Origin of the sequence: Bacillus sanguinis, assembly GCF_018332475.1 — a bacterium.
GTDB lineage: Bacteria > Bacillota > Bacilli > Bacillales > Bacillaceae_G > Bacillus_A > Bacillus_A sanguinis.
The window spans coordinates 98,783-115,503 of record NZ_BOQB01000019.1; the positions used below are offsets into that span (position 1 = coordinate 98,783).

Genomic DNA, 16,721 nt, shown 5'->3' on the forward strand with positions numbered 1-16,721 from the left:
GTGATATTCCCATTATCTCCTTATCCTGAGCTTACACCATCCTCAGTTCGCTATATAAGGTATGAAAAAGGTACTTATCCCTATCTTCGTTTTTCTTAATAAATATGTTGTTTAAAATTATATGTAATAATGAGAAAAACGTCAAGCTTACACTGTTTCTTCTTTTTTCAACAGCTCGTCTACTTCGTCTTCTAACTCAATTAGTTTATCCCAATCATCGTTGTTTAACATTTCAAGCTGCGTTTCTAATAACATACGGAAACGCGTACGGAATACTTTCGCTTGTTTCTTTAGCTCTTCAATATCAAAAGCAACTTTTCTTGATTTTACTAACGCTTCGTTAATAATACGGTCTGCATTCTTTTCAGCTTCACGTACGATTAATTTTGCTTCTTTTTGCGCATTACGTTTTACTTCTTCCGCTGCTTCTTGTGCAACGACGATAGATTTGTTTAACGTATCTTCAATATTAGAGAAATGATCTAACTTCCCTTCTAATTGCGCAACTTTTTCTTCTAAAGCTTTTTTCTCACGAATGACTAATTCATAATCTTTGATAATTTGATCAAGAAACTCATTTACTTGATCTTCATCATAGCCACGGAATCCGCGACCAAATTCTTTGTTATGAATGTCTAATGGTGTTAACGGCACAACGCCACCTCCAAGTAGTTATCTAAATTTCCTCTTTCAATTATATCTTTTCTTCGACAAAATAGGAGGATTTCCTTCTAAAAAACCAATCATTTTAGTATACCATACAAAATTCTCCATTTGTCGCGCTTTGTTCTACCTTCTACAGAAAACAATTTACTTCGTCCATATCCCCTCACTGAAAAAACATCTCCTGGATAACATTCATAAGAGGTTTGCTCCACTGTTTTCCAATTCACTTTTACTAAACCATTTTTTATGAAAGGTTGTACTTTTTGTCTGGATATATGTAACATTTCTGCTAATATAACATCTAAACGAAGCGAAGAAACCGTTCCAGATTTCTCTCCCCACGTTTCTTGCATCTGTAGAATTTTTTCTCCTTGCACTGGCGATAAGGAAACTTTCGCTTTCCCTATCGATTGTAAGTTCATCTCAATATAAGAAACAACTTCTTTTGCGACTACAATTTGGGCACGATCTTCTTGAAGCAAAATATCACCACACTTTTCTCTCGTTAAACCGAGAGACATAAATGTACCTAATATTTGCCTATGTTCTAGCGTATAAAACTTGGAAGGATAGTCAATTTCCAATACTTCTACTTGAAATTCTTCTTCATTTACTACTAGATAGTCCGGATAAATGAGTGCTCTTTTACGCTCTGCATGAGGCGTTGCACCATCAAACTGTACAGCAACATCCCCTTGTCCTATTACCATAGTGACAATTTGTTGTTGTCTTGGATCAAGGAAGTCTGTTAACTTCACTTGATGGTACTCCGCTACTCGCTTCCACTCTAACACCTTATCCACAAAGACCTCTTCATCAGGTCTGAAATGTTCATAGATGCTCATGTATTTAACCTCTTACTATAAGAAATAAGCGAATATACTTACTAAACCCTTCGTAGCAAGCTTTAACGTGAAAATCGCAACGAGTGGAGAGATATCAATCATACCAAGCGGCGGAATAAATCTGCGAAATGGTTCTAAATACGGTTCACAAATACGCGCAAGAACATCTCCGAAAGTTGATTCCTTTGCACCTGGGAACCATGATAGGAGAATGTAAATAATAAGTGCCCACGAGTAAATCTCGATAGCATAAACTAAAAGCCTTAAAACTGTTTCCATGGCGTATTACCACCTCTTTATATTTGTGTCTTCTTCTTCACCGAACAACTCTGAAATTGCACCAACAATATCTACATTTTCAGGCGTACACATAAATGTTTTCGGTCCTATTTTTTGAATGTCCCCGCCTATAGCGTATACAGTACCACTTAAAAAGTCAACGATACGTACAGCTTGATCAGTAGACATTCGTTGTAAATTAATTACAACAGCTCGTCTACCTTTTAAATGGTCCGCAATTCCTTGCGCTTCCGAATATGTGCGTGGTTCTAATAAAACAACTTTTGAAGATTGCTTTGCCGTTTCAATGCTCACAACATTTTGTTTCGGTTGTGCTTTTGGAAACGTAACATCTTGTTGTTCTGGCGGATCTTGCTGCTTCTTCATGTCTGTTTGCTCCTTTTCATAACTATATTGAGCTGCTTCTTTTTCTTCTGGTGTATCAAAAAAGAAGTATTTTACTTTTGACCAACTCATAATAAGATTCTCCTTCCTTTTACGCTTTTCCTACTAAAATCGTCCCCAAACGAATATATGTAGCACCTTCTTCAATTGCAATCGTATAATCATTAGACATTCCCATTGATAACTCTTTACATGGCGCATGTAATAAGTCTAGCTCCTGCACCTCTGTTTGTAGCTTACGTAACTCCTTAAAACAGCGTCTGATTTCTTCCTCTTCTTCTGTAAATGGAGCCATTGTCATTAGTCCAACCACTTCAATCTTATCCAGTTCTTGCAAACTTTGAATAAAAGAAATAGTTTCTTCTATTGCCAATCCTTGCTTTGATTCTTCAGATGATGTTTTCACTTGAATAAAACATTTCACTTTCTTATCAGCACGTTTTTGAATTTCTTTTGCAAGTGAAAGACGATCTAACGAATGTAAATAATCAATTTCATTAATGATTTCTTTTACTTTTCTCGTTTGTAATGATCCAATATAGTGCCAATTCACTTTTGAACCGAAATGTTCGTACTTCTGTAAGAAGCCTTCATTTCTATTTTCACCTAAATCGATAATTCCAGCTTCAATTACTTCGTTTGTTTTTTCAATTCCTACCGTTTTTGTAACCGCAACGAGTTTAATATCTTGCACCGAACGTCCCGCTCGTGCACAAGATTGTTTAATTGTTTCGTTTACAGTTGTTAAATTTTTTTGTACTGTCACTTGCTTTCTTCCTCCTTAAAACCTATGAAACTCAACATTCTCCCTGTCTTACCTTGATCACGACGATGAGAGAAAAATAGTTGCTCTTCACAGCTTGTACAAAGAGATGACATGACAATATTCTCTTCTTTTATGCCTACTTGTACACATAATATACGATTAATTTCTTTTAAATTAATTGCGTACTGCCCATCAGAAATTTTTTTATAAGGGACAGGACCGTTTACTACTTGCTCTGCTGCTGTTAACACTCTATCATCAACAACGTAACAACAAGATCCAATTGCTGGTCCGATTGCAACATGAATTTCATCACTTGAAATGCCTTCTGCATTCCATTTTTGAATCATTTCCTTAGCAATCTCTTTTACAGTCCCTTTCCATCCAGCATGCGCAAGTCCTATCATACCATGTGATGGCGCATAAAAATAGAGTGGAACACAATCTGCGTAACAAGACGTTAGAAGAACATCATTATTAGTCGTATAAATGCCATCTGTTTTTGAAATGCCGTCTTCATATGAATAGACGCCACTTCCTTTCTCCTCTTGTCCTACTTTTTCAACATGATGATCATGAACTTGTTCAGAGCAAATCCAGTTTTCTAATGGTTTTTGTAACTTATTTGCTAAAATTCGTCTATTTTCATGAACGTTCTCCACGATATCATTCACATGTAATCCTAAATTCATCGCATGAAAGGAGCCCGTACTTACCCCACCATCTTTTGTCGTAAATCCAGCAGTAATGTTTCCAATTTCTTTCCACGCTTGTAAATACAGTATACCGTCCACATATTTAAATGGTTCTCTCATAACAAAGCGACCCCTTTTTAATTAAAATATCATAAAAAAGCATGGTACTTCCTGTCTATTTTACCATACTTTTATTTTTTCATAATGCCAACAGAAAAAAAAGAGGAATTTGTAATATTCTTTATGAAATTGTCGGTGTTTGTATTGATTCTGTTACAGAATTAACAGGATTTACTCTAACAAGTATGACATCTTCCCCAATTTTCAAAATTTCTTTCCAAGGAATTACAATTTCTACATCTTTCCCAAAGATCCCTAACATACGTGCCTGTTTGGAAATAATAATAGACTCGATCTTCCCTGTATTCATATCAATTTCAATATCTCCAATATTTCCAAGCCTTTTTCCATCTGAAACATTTATTATCTCTTTCATCTGCAACTCCGAAATTCGTATCACTTTCATCCTCTCCCTTATATATGACGAATTGAAAAAACACTGTTTCTCAAATTTACAGGAAGTACCCTCGACTAACCCCATATGATTTTCATTATATGAACACAGCTGCGCTACTATGAGCGAAGACAACCTATATTGCATATAAAAAGGTCTCACCATAAATGGTGAAACCTTATCCTTGAATCGTCTTATTCATTTGTTTAATAGCTGATTTCTCTAAACGTGACACTTGCGCTTGAGAAATCCCAATTTCTTCCGCAACTTCCATTTGTGTTTTCCCTTGGAAGAAACGTTTTCGAATAATCATTTTCTCACGATCATTTAAACGCTTCATTCCTTCTTTTAGCGCTAACTCTTCAACCCACTGCTCGTCCTTTTGTTTTTCATCACTTAACTGGTCCATAACAAAGATAGGATCTCCCCCATCGTTATAAATCGGTTCAAATAATGAAACTGGATCTTGAATCGCATCTAATGCAAAAACAATTTCTTCATGAGTCACTTCAAGCACTTTTGCAATATCCATTGCTGTTGGTTCTTTCGAATTTTCTGCAATTAATTTCTCTCTTACTTGTAACGCTTTATACGCAATATCTCGTAATGATCGAGATACGCGAATCGGATTGTTATCACGCAAATATCTGCGTATTTCCCCAATAATCATCGGCACAGCATACGTTGAAAATTTTACATTTTGGCCTAAATCAAAGTTATCAATGGATTTCATAAGTCCGATGCAACCAACTTGAAATAAATCGTCAACATATTCTCCTCTGTTATTAAATCTTTGGATGACGCTCAGTACAAGACGTAAGTTTCCATTCACTAATTTCTCTCTTGCGCTTATCTCTCCACTTTGCATTTCACGAAATAATTTACGCATTTCATCATTTTTTAGTACGGGAAGTTTAGCTGTATCAACACCGCAAATTTCTACTTTGTTTCTCGTCAAAGTGTTCCCTCCTATCGGGAGTTGCTGTACAGTGTAAAGTATTTCCTTTGAAGGGGATTTTATGCATGCGGTTTTCTCTTCATTTTTCATTTAAGTTGTCTTTCCTCATACAATGAAAGAGAATAAGACCAGCCTAGATAACGGCTGGTCTTATTCTTTACACCATTTTATTAAATTCTTTTCGTAACCTTTTTATGATTCTTTTTTCTAAACGCGAAATGTATGACTGTGAAATCCCAAGCATATCCGCTACATCTTTTTGCGTCTTTTCCTCTCCTCCAGCAAGCCCAAACCGAAGTTCCATAATCTGTTTTTCACGATCATTTAATTGATGTAATGCTTTCATTAGAAGATGACGATCAACAGTGGCTTCTAGATCTTTTGTAATAATATCATCATCTGTCCCTAATACATCTGATAATAAAAGTTCATTCCCGTCCCAATCGATGTTAAGTGGTTCATCAAAAGAAACTTCTGAACGATTTTTATTATTCCGGCGCAAATGCATTAAAATTTCATTTTCGATACAACGTGAGGCATATGTTGCTAATTTTATTTTCTTTTCTGGATTAAATGTATTCACCGCTTTAATAAGGCCGATTGTTCCAATGCTAATCAAATCTTCAATATTTATCCCTGTATTTTCAAACTTTCTTGCTATATATACGACTAGCCGTAAGTTGCGTTCAATCAGTAACGATCTTGCTGCCTGATCTCCTTTTGGCAATTTATTCAAAAGAACTTCCTCTTCTTCTTTCGTTAACGGTGGTGGCAACGCTTCACTTCCACCAATGTAATAAATTTCATCGGTCTTAATTCCTAATTTCAGCAATACTTTATACCAAAGGTATACTAAATAAAATTTTAATTTCATCATATTATCCCGCCTCCCATTATTAAGCAATTACCATTTTTTGCGAAATTAACATTTTCGGATGCACAATACATTGATACTCTCCATTGGTTGACAACTGTTGTGTATTTAATCCAATCAATACTTTACTGACTACAATCGAACTACCTTCATGATCAATTTGTACACTGTCTGGCTTAACGGCCCATAAAAATTGACTCTCTACTCCTACTGCTCGGAAAGGAATTAAGCGTAATTTCGTCGCCCACCCAGAATCATTTTCTGGTATTTGAGGAATCTCTGTTTTGGAATAAATTTGTTCTGTTAACCAAGCTGGCAAGCAATGTTCTAATGATGAAATATGCATAATCATAACGGGTGTTTTTGTTAACGGATCATAAAGTTGGTTCCCACTATCAATTAAACCTGTGAGTTCTAGTTCCTCTTCAGCTAATTGAATTTTCAATTTCACAATTTGATCATAGTGTATTTTTGTAACCTCTACGCTTTCAATACGCTTTTTAGAAAAATAATAAATTACCGGAAAACCAAAAATAACAAACAACCAGCTAATTGGATCACCGTAAGAAATTGATTGAGATTGAACCAATCCATTTACCATTTCATTCGTTTGCAAAAAGAAATGAGTCCCAATTAACCCTCCGCCAACCATAAAAGTTACAAAGTAAAAAGTAAAAACAGTTTGTGCATAATTTCTAAACGTTGTAAATCCAAATGCTGTATACACAATAAGTAACGAGTACAGTAGTTTCATAATTGGATGAGTCATCATAGAAGCAAAAGGAGTAAAGGCAAAAATAACAATGGTTGAACCTATAAATGCCCCTAACACAAGCCTCCATCTTTTGATCTTCTTTTTTAACACGGTAGCTGTTAATAAAAGTAAAAGAAAATCAATGCAGGCGTTTAACAACCAAACAACGTCGGCGTAAACAACCAAACAATTCACCTCTTTTTTTAAGTTGAGACTAGTATAATGCATATCCAATAGGAAAGTGTGTCAATTTGCGGAGGTGTTTTTTTGTTATTTTGTGCTTTCTAGACATAATCTGTCGGTAAAAAGTAAAAGTATATGTTTCATAGAATACTATATCTTTTTGCTTACACATAAAGTGAAACTTTAATCACGCCGCACCGACCAGGCTACCCAACAAATAGCGAGATAAATTGAAATATATAAAATAAAAAAAGACCTGCTTAGCAGATCTTTTCCCTGTATAAAACAAAAAAGGAGCATGAAAGCTCCTTTTCTTTTATCGTCTACGACGATTACGTAAGAACGCTGGAATATCGATATCATCTGAATCTGAATGACGCTCGTGTACAACTGGCTCTTCACGCTTCATTTCACGTTTTACTTCACGTTGTTTTGAAGGTTGAGCTACTGGCTGTTGCTGTTGTTGCGTGTGATTTGCATTCGGACGGATAATTGGTTTTGGTGGTTGAGTTGCAATACTATCATCAAAACCAGTTGCAATTACAGTTACAACGATATCATCTTTTAATCCTTCATTAATAACAGAACCGAAGATCATATTTACTTCTGGATCTGAAGCTGAAGCTACAATGTCTGCCGCTTCTTGTACTTCATATAAGCTTAAGTTAGCTCCACCAGTAATGTTCATGATAACACCTTGAGCTCCATCAATAGATGTTTCTAATAATGGACTAGAAATCGCTTTTTTCGCAGCTTCAGCAGCACGATTTTCTCCATTACCAGAACCAATACCCATTAAAGCAGAACCTCTATTAGACATAATTGTCTTTACGTCTGCGAAGTCTAAGTTAATTAAACCTGGTGTTGCAATTAAATCAGAAATACCTTGAACACCTTGACGTAATACGTTATCTGCTTCACGGAATGCTTCTAACATCGGCGTATTTTTATCAACAATCTCTAATAAGCGATCGTTTGGAATTACAATAAGAGTATCTACATTTTCTTTAAATGCCGCAATACCAGATGCTGCTTGTGTTGCACGCTTGCGTCCTTCAAATGTAAATGGACGTGTTACAACACCAACTGTTAATGCACCTAATTCTTTTGCAACTTGAGCAACAACTGGAGCTGCACCAGTTCCAGTTCCGCCGCCCATACCAGCAGTTACGAAGACCATATCTGCACCACGAAGTGCTTCTTGGATCTGTTCTTTACTTTCTTCTGCAGCTTTTTTCCCTACTTCAGGGTTTGCACCTGCACCAAGTCCACGTGTTAATTTTCCACCAATTTGCATTTTTGTTTCAGCTTTTGATAGATTTAATGCTTGGGCATCAGTATTCACAGCGATAAAGTCTACACCTTGTACACCGTGTTCAATCATACGGTTTACAGCATTGTTTCCGCCACCGCCGACACCGATAACTTTTATATTCGCTAATTGATCTTGAGTAGTATCAAACTCTAACATGTCGAAATCCCCCTAGAACCTCATTTTTCGTGTCCAATTTTAATCCCATAAATAACGGAATACACGTTTTACTTTTGACATCATGCGGTCATCATTTTGATTATTATTGTTTTGATTACGAGTTTTTTGTTTCGCAGGTTGCTGTTGTACCGGCGTTGGTGCTGGTGCTGGTACTGGTTCAAAATGCTCTTGCTTTTCCTGCACATTTTTCCCACGTAATTTAGCTTTTTGATAAGAATGTTTAATTAATCCCACTCCACTTGTATATTGGGGCTCACGCACACCAATATAATCAGGAGTTGCTATACGAACATTTTCATGTAAAATATCATATGCAAGATCAAGAACACCTGGCATAGAAGCAATTCCACCAGTTAGTACATATCCAGAAGCTACTTGCTTTACTCCTAACTTACGTACTTCATCTTGAACAAACATTAAAATTTCCTCTACACGAGCCTCGATTATATCCGATAATTCCAACTGAGAATATTGTTCTGTTTGATCGCTTCCCATAATAGGAACCGTAAACATCTCTTCTTCAGATGCTGTATCATAAAAAGCATGTCCATATTTCAACTTAATTTGATCTGCATTTTCTGTTGAAGTTTTCAACCCAATCGCAATATCCTTCGTTATATGGTCTCCACCTAATGGTAATACGCTCGTCGCTTGTAACTCTCCATCTTTAAAAATAGATAAAGTTGTAGATCCTCCCCCCATATCAACAAGGGCTACTCCTCTATTTTTTTCATCTGAAGATATAGCAACTGTTGCAGCCGCTAAAGGTTGAAGACAAATATCAACAATTTCAAGACCTGCTTTTTCTACACAACGAAGTAGGTTATGTAGTAAAGTTCTCGAGCCTGTTATAAGTGTACCTTCCATTTCTAATCTTACACCGATCATCCCGCGTGGATCGTTAATCTCGTCAAGACCGTCTACAATGAACTGTCGAGGTACCACATCAATAAACTCACGTTCTGGAGCAATTGACACAACTTGTGCTGCATCTAGAACGCGTAAGACATCTTCATTCCCGATTTCACGATCTTCATTTGAAACAGCGACTACTCCATGACAAGGAAGTAGCTGTACCTGGTTTGCATTGACACCTACTACAACTTGCTCAATGTGGATTCCCACCATGCGCTCAGCTTGTTCAATTGCTTTTTTAATTGATCGAACAGTCTCGTCTATATCAACTATCGATCCCTTCTTTAAACCATTTGATTTTACATTTCCAACACCAATAATGTTTAAGCTGTCATTAACCATTTCACCAATGATGACTTTAACATTGGATGTACCGATGTCAAGACTAACATATATTTCATTGCTGTTCATTCTTTGGCACCTCCTTCTTTATTTATACCATACAACTCAATATATGGAACAACAATCGCAACTTTACTATTTATAAGAAAAATATTCAACGTCTTTATACGTTTCCCTTTTTTAACCCTATATTTTTCTTATTTTTATTTAACATTCATTTAAGAATATCGCAGTAAACTATGAATAACTGCTTATCTTGAAATAATTCTATTTCAAGTGTAAAGATTACCGCCAAGTATAAGTCTACACTAAGATGTACTCATAGAAAAGTGAAACTTGTACCAATCCTAGTATGAATCTAAGAATTTTTACATCTTTTTCATCAAATGAACCATTCTTGTAAATTCAGATACATCAAGCAGAACGTTCGTTTCGTTTTTTCTACAATAACGCAGTGAAAACTATCGTTCTATTCTTTTTTCTCTTCCGCTCCTAATTCTTTCGTATATGCCCCTACTTCTAAGTCAATTAATACCTTTTTACCCGGCTCAATTGTTTTTAAGATAAGGGGATAATTTTCCATACGCTTTGCAAAATTTTGAATCGTAGTGCTCACTTCGTATCCTTCGTTCATATATAAAGTAAGATGATCTTCATTCGCATTCGTCGGTGAATAACGAATTTCAGAAATAGACCTTAAAATAGTTGGTGTTAATTTCTCAAGCTCAGCAATTAACTCCTTCATTTTCTCCTCTTTAAAAGGCTCAAAAATTGGCGCTGCAACAGGAAGTTTTCCGTTCGGGAGTACATCAAGTGTTTTCCCGTTCTCTAATAACGGTTGTAATTTCCCATCTTTGTTTATATAACCAATCGTTAAATATTCTTCAATATGAACATCAATTTTATTTGGAAAACGTTTTTTTACATTTACTGCTTTAATTTCTTTTCTTTTCGTTAGGTTTTCTTCTGCTTTATGTGCTGTCACTCGGAAATAACTTGTATCATACGTCACACCTGATTCCTTCATAACTTGTTCATCTGTCATATAATGATTTCCAAACACACTTATCTTTTTGATATTGCTTAGCGGAGACCGAAAGTAAATTAAAAAGAGCACTAATAAAAATAAAATTGATATGTATAAAATCAACCGATGATTAACATTTTTCTTGTTTTTCTTCTGTTGATTTTTTAACTTTGGTACACGATCCTGTAGTTTAATCACTTTACTATTTTTCATGTACGATCCCCCTACGTAACATAAAGAACGGCATGTTCTTCATGCCGTTCTTATCTTCTTATTATAACATAAATGATAATGAGCGGAACGAATAACCGTTATCTTCCAATGATTTCTACTTCTGTATGCATTTCTACGCCAAATTTATCCTTGATTGTTTGTTTTATTAATGCTATTAAAGATAAGACATTTTGCGCACTGGCTCCCCCAGTATTAATAATAAAATTCCCATGCATTTCAGAAATTTGAGCTCCGCCTATTTGATACCCACGAAGCCCCGCCTTTTCTATTAAGTCTCCTGCAAAGTATGGAATTGGATTCCGAAATATACTTCCTGCACAAGGATGATTCCACGGCTGCGTTTCACGGCGATAATCTTTATTCTTTTGCATGACGCTTACGATTTCTTCACGCTCTCCTACCTGTAATTGAAACTCAGCTTCCAAAACAATACCAGGACGTTTCGTTTGCAATACAGAAGTACGATAGGAAAACTCCATTTCTTCATGCGTTAGCCAATCAAGAGTTCCGTTTTCAAACAAAATGAGAGCTTTTGATAATATGTTTGATATATCCGATTTATGTGCTCCTGCATTCATATAGACTGCACCACCAACACTTCCTGGAATACCACTGGCAAATTCCAGGCCGGATAACCCTTGACGACTAAGTAAAGTTGATAATTTAATAAGGGGATACCCACCACCAACTCTTACTCTATGTTTTTCGACTTCTAACTGGTCTAATCCTTCTCCTAAACGAATAACGACACCTTCTATACCTAGATCAGATACAAGAAGGTTCGAACCCCGACCAATTACAGTCCACTTTGTTTTATATTTTTTTACTAACTGCAATGTCTTTTCAATACCGGCAACATGCTTTGGCACAATTAAAAGATCAGCTGGTCCACCTATTTTCATAGTGGTATAACGCGCTAATGGTTCATTCACTAATACCCGACCAACATTTGCTTCTATAAGCTCATTTACTAATTGCTCCATAAACAATCTCCCCCATACTAAGTATCCTTATTACAGTAGTATGCAGGGCGTTCACCTAACGTTATTTTTTTACAAGCTTATTCATTACTTCATATAGCTTATTTGCTGCATCTGGAATACCTAATTGCCCAGCAGCAAGCTTCATATTTTGTAATGTTTGTGCATCTAATAAAATCTCATCAATATCACGAATAAGCGTTTCTGCTGTTAAATCTTTTTCAAGCAACATTTTTGCTGCTCCTTTATCAACAACAGAACGTGCATTTTTTTCCTGATGGTTATTCGTTACGTAAGGACTCGGAATTAACACACTTGGCTTACCTAATGCTGTTAATTCTGCAAGTGTTGTTGCCCCCGCTCTTGAAACAACAAGATCTACACCTGTAAGTACCTCCGGCATATTATGAATAAAAGGTTTAATAATAACATTATTCGGATTCCCTTTTTGCTTCACAGCTTCCATCACTTTGTCATAATGAACTTCACCTGTTACATACAATATTTCGTAACTTTTATGTCCAAACTGTTCAATTGCCTCTACGAAAGCATCGTTAATCGGTCTAGCCCCACGGCTTCCACCAAAAATAAGTACGGATTTTTTAGGTAGAGATAAACCTACGGAACGTTTTCCTTTCATTCCATTTTGATCCATTACTTCTGATGCTCGTGGATTTCCTGTCATGACCACTTTTGACTGTGGAAAATGTTCTGCAGCCGCTTCAAAACAAACTGCAACTTTATCAACATAGCGGCTTAAAAATTTATTCGTTACACCAGGTACACTATTTTGTTCATGTACAATAGTTGGAATACCTAATTTTGCCGCAGCATATACAACTGGTCCACATACATATCCACCTGTTCCAATCACAATATCCGGATTAAAGCGACGAATATATCGTTTACTATCTTGTACACCCTTTAGGAAACGCATCACCGTTTTCACGTTATCTAACGATATTTTACGCTTAAATCCACTTATAACAATAGATTGAAACGGTATACCTGCTTTAGGAACAATTGTGCTCTCTAATCCACTCTCCGTACCAATATATAAAAACCTTGCTTCCGGATTTAATTTTTTTATTTCTCTTATTAAAGCAAGAGCCGGATAAATATGACCTCCAGTGCCCCCACCACTTACTAATACACGCACTACTAACTCCTCCGCTTCTCTTTTCTTATTTCAGTCGTATTTATTTCTATATACATAATGTTTCTTCGCGCACATACGAAAAACCCTGTCTTATAAAACAGGGTTTAGTAGCGAGAATGGCGACTTATATTTAATAATACACCTACTGCCATTAACATTAATGTCAAACTTGATCCACCATAACTTAAAAACGGCAAAGTAATACCCGTAACAGGCATCAATCCTGTTACAACACCAACATTAATCATTACTTGAATCGCAATCATCGCCACAATACCTACTGCTAAAAACGTACCATATAAATCTGGCGCTCCTAAAGCTATACGAATCCCACGCCATAATAACAGACTAAATAATAATAACACAAATGAACCACCAATAAAACCTAATTCCTCAGATAAGATTGCAAATATAAAGTCTGTTTGTGGTTCAGGTAAATAAAGAAACTTTTGTCTACTTTGTCCAAGTCCGAGCCCGAATAATCCACCAGGTCCAATTGCGAGTAACGATTGAATAATTTGAAATCCACTTCCAAGTGGATCTGACCACGGATCTAAATATGATGTAATACGTTTCATTCGATACGGCGCTGATGCAATTAACCCTACAAATCCTGCTACACCAAGCAAACCAAACATTGCAAAGTGAAAGACTCTTGCTCCTGAGATAAATATCATAATAATACATGTCCCAACCATTACCGTTCCTGTGCCAAGATCCGGCTGTAACATAATCATCCCAAAAGCAAGAAATACAAAACTAAGAGCTGGTAATAAACCACGTTTAAAAGAAGTAATTAATTTTTGTCGTTCCGCTAAAAATTTTGCTAAGAAAATAATCATCGCAAACTTCATAAATTCTGACGGTTGAATGGAAAATGCCCCAATTCCAATCCAACTTCGCGCTCCTCCTCGAACAAGTCCTACCCCAGGAATAAGAACAAGAATGAGAAGAATGAAGCAAACTAGCAAAATTACTTTTGAATACGTACGCCACACCCAATAATCAATTTTCATAATAAAAAACATAGCCACTACACCAAGACTTGCAAATAGCAATTGCCTTTTCGCAAAAAAGAATGAATCCCCCATTTTATAAGAGGCCCAAACCGCACTCGCACTATACACCATAATCATTCCGATTGTTAACAACGCAAGTGTAACGATGATGAGAATAAAATCAGGCGTTTTCTTCATTACCCATAAACACCACCTCTTTAGGCAGAAACTTTTGCCCTATGTAACAAAACATCAGTAGGTGTTAGCCTACTGATGTTTTGATTTACTTTATATAAGTTTATGCACAGCTTGTATAAAAATGTCTCCTCTTTCTTCAAATGTTTTAAATTGATCCCAGCTTGCACATGCTGGAGAAAGAAGAATTACATCGCCATCTGTAGAATGAGCATAAGCTTTCACTACTGCTTCATCTAAAGTGTCGACACTTTCAATTGTATCTAATCCCGCTTTTTCTGCAGCTCTTACTAATTTTGGAGCTGTTTGTCCAAATGTTACAATTGCTTTTACATTTTTGAAATACGGAATTAAATCATCGAATTCATTTCCACGATCAAGCCCACCTGCTAATAACACAATCGGTTGTGTAAACGCAGATAAAGCTTTCTCAGTCGCTAACATATTCGTTGCTTTTGAGTCATTATAAACCTTACGATTATTAATAGTTGTTACATATTCTAAACGATGTTTTACACCTGTAAAACGTTTTAATACCACCGTAATCGCTTCATTAGAAACACCCAATAATTTTGCGATACTCATCGCTGCTAAAATATTTTCTAAATTATGTTGACCAGGTAAAACGATATCATCTACTTCAACAACTTTTTCACCTTTAAAATAAAGAGCATTATCTTTTATACACGCACCATCTTCAATTTCTTTCGTTGTCGAGAATAGTACTTTTTGCCCTTTACTATAAGCTGATAAAGCCATCACATCTGCATCATCTGCATTTATTACACTATAATCATTTTCTGTTTGGTTTTTAAAAATATTTGCCTTTGCTAAACCATATTCCTTCTTCGTCCCGTGATAATCTAAGTGGGCCTCAAATAAATTTAAAAACGCAGCAATTTTAGGTTGGAACAATTCTACTCCCATCAGTTGGAACGATGAAAGTTCTGTAACTACAACTTCATTTTCTTTTGCATCCTGTGCTACTTCACACGCTACAGTTCCTATGTTCCCTGCAATTACAGGATGCTTTTGTCCTTCTTTTAGCATTTCAAATGTAAGCATTGTCGTCGTCGTTTTACCGTTAGATCCCGTAATCCCAACAAATGGCGCTTCTGAAATACGATATGCTAATTCAACTTCCGTAACAATTGGAATTTGCTTTTCTTTCGCAGCAACTAATATTGGATTAGAATACGGGATTCCTGGATTTTTTACTACAAGAGAAATATTTCTCTCTAACAATTCTAAAGGATGACCACCACATACAACGTCCATTCCTTTTGCTTGTAATTCTGCAGCCAGTACATTATCTGCTAAAGGTTTTCCGTCATTTACAATAACATTTGCCCCTAATTTTTGTAACAACGTAGCTGCTGCATAACCACTTTTTGCAATGCCTAATACAAGAATATTTTTATTTTGAAATTCAGTTACAGTTTTCAATTACATCCACACCCCGATATAAATTCCTAACACAGCTAATAAAAATCCTACAGACCAAAACGTCACAACAACACGCCACTCTGACCAACCACATAATTCATAATGATGATGTAATGGACTCATTTTAAACACGCGTTTTCCTGTTGTTTTAAACGAAATAACCTGAATAATAACAGATAAAGTTTCCATTACGAATACTCCACCAATGATTACAAGTAGCAATTCTTGTTTTAATAAAATCGCTACAGCTGCAATGGCTCCACCTAAAGCTAAGGAACCTGTATCTCCCATAAACACTTTCGCTGGATTTGCATTAAATACTAAAAATCCAAGTACAGCTCCTACAACTGCCATACAGAATATCGCTACTCCAAATTGCTCCTGCGCTACTGCAATAATACTAAACGCTCCAAATGCAATAGCAGCTGTTCCTGATAATAAACCATCTAAACCGTCAGTTAAGTTAACTGCATTTGATCCACCAATAAGCATAAATAATACAAGTACAAAATACGCCCAACCTAATTCAAACTTAACATCTGTTCCCGGAATCATGATATATGTGTGGAACGCTTGCCCTTTTCCAATTAAAAAGAACGCAATAGCAATAACAAGCTGACCTACTAATTTTTGTTTTGATGTTAAACCAAGATTTCTCTTCTTAACTACCTTTATGTAGTCATCTAAAAATCCAATCAATCCGTAACCAAACGTTACTAATAGTAATAACGAAACCTCTGGACCTAACTGATTAAACTTAATCGCCATAATAAGTGAAGTGACCATCATAGATACATATATGACAATACCACCCATTGTCGGTGTCCCTGATTTTTTTTGATGTGACTTTGGTCCCTCATCACGAATACTCTGTCCGAACTTTAATTTCCTTAAAAATGGAATAAACAATGGCGAAAGGGCAACAGAAATTAAGAATGCTACCCCAGCCGTTACTAATAAACCTTGCTCAAGCACATGTAGTCCTCCTCTCACG

18 protein-coding genes and 1 other annotated feature (1 of these 19 cut by a window edge) are annotated in these 16,721 nt (G+C 36.0%); all 18 genes read right to left on the bottom strand.

Features of this window, described 5'->3' with window-relative positions; all coding sequences use genetic code 11:
* Positions 1-96 (bottom strand) — a binding site (T-box leader) (it extends 129 nt beyond the left edge of the window).
* 51 nt (positions 97-147) lie between these two features.
* A complete protein-coding gene (divIVA, locus tag KI369_RS03150; RefSeq protein WP_001131611.1) occupies positions 148-654 on the bottom strand; it encodes a septum site-determining protein DivIVA in 507 nt (168 codons plus the stop codon).
* A gap of 89 nt (positions 655-743) precedes the next feature.
* Positions 744-1,511, bottom strand: a complete 768-nt coding sequence (locus tag KI369_RS03155; protein ID WP_212955019.1) for a YlmH family RNA-binding protein — start codon at positions 1,509-1,511, stop codon at positions 744-746.
* A 15-nt stretch (positions 1,512-1,526) separates the two neighbouring features.
* Positions 1,527-1,790: a YggT family protein gene (locus KI369_RS03160; RefSeq protein ID WP_048530595.1), complete on the bottom strand. Its 264-nt coding sequence runs from the start codon at positions 1,788-1,790 to the stop codon at positions 1,527-1,529.
* A 6-nt stretch (positions 1,791-1,796) separates the two neighbouring features.
* A complete protein-coding gene (locus KI369_RS03165) occupies positions 1,797-2,267 on the bottom strand; it encodes a cell division protein SepF (protein WP_000119136.1) in 471 nt (156 codons plus the stop codon).
* Positions 2,268-2,286: 19 nt separating this feature from the next.
* Positions 2,287-2,961 (bottom strand): YggS family pyridoxal phosphate-dependent enzyme, encoded by a 675-nt coding sequence (locus KI369_RS03170; RefSeq protein WP_212955020.1) that lies wholly within the window; start codon positions 2,959-2,961, stop codon positions 2,287-2,289.
* The gene (pgeF, locus tag KI369_RS03175; protein ID WP_212955021.1) at positions 2,958-3,776 is read right to left on the bottom strand and encodes a peptidoglycan editing factor PgeF; all 819 of its coding nucleotides are present in this window, start codon (positions 3,774-3,776) and stop codon (positions 2,958-2,960) included. The genes KI369_RS03170 and pgeF overlap by 4 nt, the downstream gene beginning before the upstream one ends.
* A 121-nt stretch (positions 3,777-3,897) precedes the next feature.
* Complete coding sequence (locus KI369_RS03180; RefSeq protein WP_212955022.1) at positions 3,898-4,182, bottom strand: YlmC/YmxH family sporulation protein; 285 nt, start codon at positions 4,180-4,182, stop codon at positions 3,898-3,900.
* Between the two features lie 166 nt (positions 4,183-4,348).
* Positions 4,349-5,128: an RNA polymerase sporulation sigma factor SigG gene (gene sigG, locus KI369_RS03185; RefSeq protein ID WP_000197753.1), complete on the bottom strand. Its 780-nt coding sequence runs from the start codon at positions 5,126-5,128 to the stop codon at positions 4,349-4,351.
* Between the two features lie 157 nt (positions 5,129-5,285).
* Complete coding sequence (gene sigE / locus KI369_RS03190; protein ID WP_000976948.1) at positions 5,286-6,005, bottom strand: RNA polymerase sporulation sigma factor SigE; 720 nt, start codon at positions 6,003-6,005, stop codon at positions 5,286-5,288.
* Positions 6,006-6,024: 19 nt separating this feature from the next.
* Complete coding sequence (gene spoIIGA / locus KI369_RS03195) at positions 6,025-6,942, bottom strand: sigma-E processing peptidase SpoIIGA (RefSeq protein ID WP_212955023.1); 918 nt, start codon at positions 6,940-6,942, stop codon at positions 6,025-6,027.
* Positions 6,943-7,255: 313 nt separating this feature from the next.
* Entirely contained in the window at positions 7,256-8,410 is a 1,155-nt protein-coding gene (ftsZ, locus tag KI369_RS03200) for a cell division protein FtsZ (RefSeq protein WP_000888984.1), read from the bottom strand.
* A 39-nt stretch (positions 8,411-8,449) separates the two neighbouring features.
* Positions 8,450-9,757 (bottom strand): cell division protein FtsA, encoded by a 1,308-nt coding sequence (gene ftsA, locus KI369_RS03205; protein ID WP_001087553.1) that lies wholly within the window; start codon positions 9,755-9,757, stop codon positions 8,450-8,452.
* Between the two features lie 400 nt (positions 9,758-10,157).
* A complete protein-coding gene (divIB, locus tag KI369_RS03210; RefSeq protein WP_212955024.1) occupies positions 10,158-10,928 on the bottom strand; it encodes a cell division protein FtsQ/DivIB in 771 nt (256 codons plus the stop codon).
* Positions 10,929-11,026: 98 nt separating this feature from the next.
* Entirely contained in the window at positions 11,027-11,932 is a 906-nt protein-coding gene (gene murB / locus KI369_RS03215; protein WP_212955025.1) for a UDP-N-acetylmuramate dehydrogenase, read from the bottom strand.
* Between the two features lie 61 nt (positions 11,933-11,993).
* Positions 11,994-13,088 carry an undecaprenyldiphospho-muramoylpentapeptide beta-N-acetylglucosaminyltransferase gene (gene murG / locus KI369_RS03220; RefSeq protein WP_212955026.1) on the bottom strand — a complete coding sequence of 365 codons (1,095 nt, stop codon included), beginning with the start codon at positions 13,086-13,088 and terminating at the stop codon, positions 11,994-11,996.
* A gap of 104 nt (positions 13,089-13,192) precedes the next feature.
* Positions 13,193-14,284, bottom strand: coding sequence for a stage V sporulation protein E (spoVE, locus tag KI369_RS03225; protein WP_144614609.1), 1,092 nt, complete (start codon positions 14,282-14,284; stop codon positions 13,193-13,195).
* A 90-nt stretch (positions 14,285-14,374) separates the two neighbouring features.
* A complete protein-coding gene (gene murD, locus KI369_RS03230; RefSeq protein ID WP_212955027.1) occupies positions 14,375-15,727 on the bottom strand; it encodes a UDP-N-acetylmuramoyl-L-alanine--D-glutamate ligase in 1,353 nt (450 codons plus the stop codon).
* On the bottom strand, positions 15,728-16,702 hold the full coding sequence (gene mraY, locus KI369_RS03235) for a phospho-N-acetylmuramoyl-pentapeptide-transferase (RefSeq protein WP_212955028.1): 975 nt from the start codon (positions 16,700-16,702) through the stop codon (positions 15,728-15,730). It lies immediately after the preceding gene.
* Positions 16,703-16,721 lie beyond the last annotated feature (19 nt).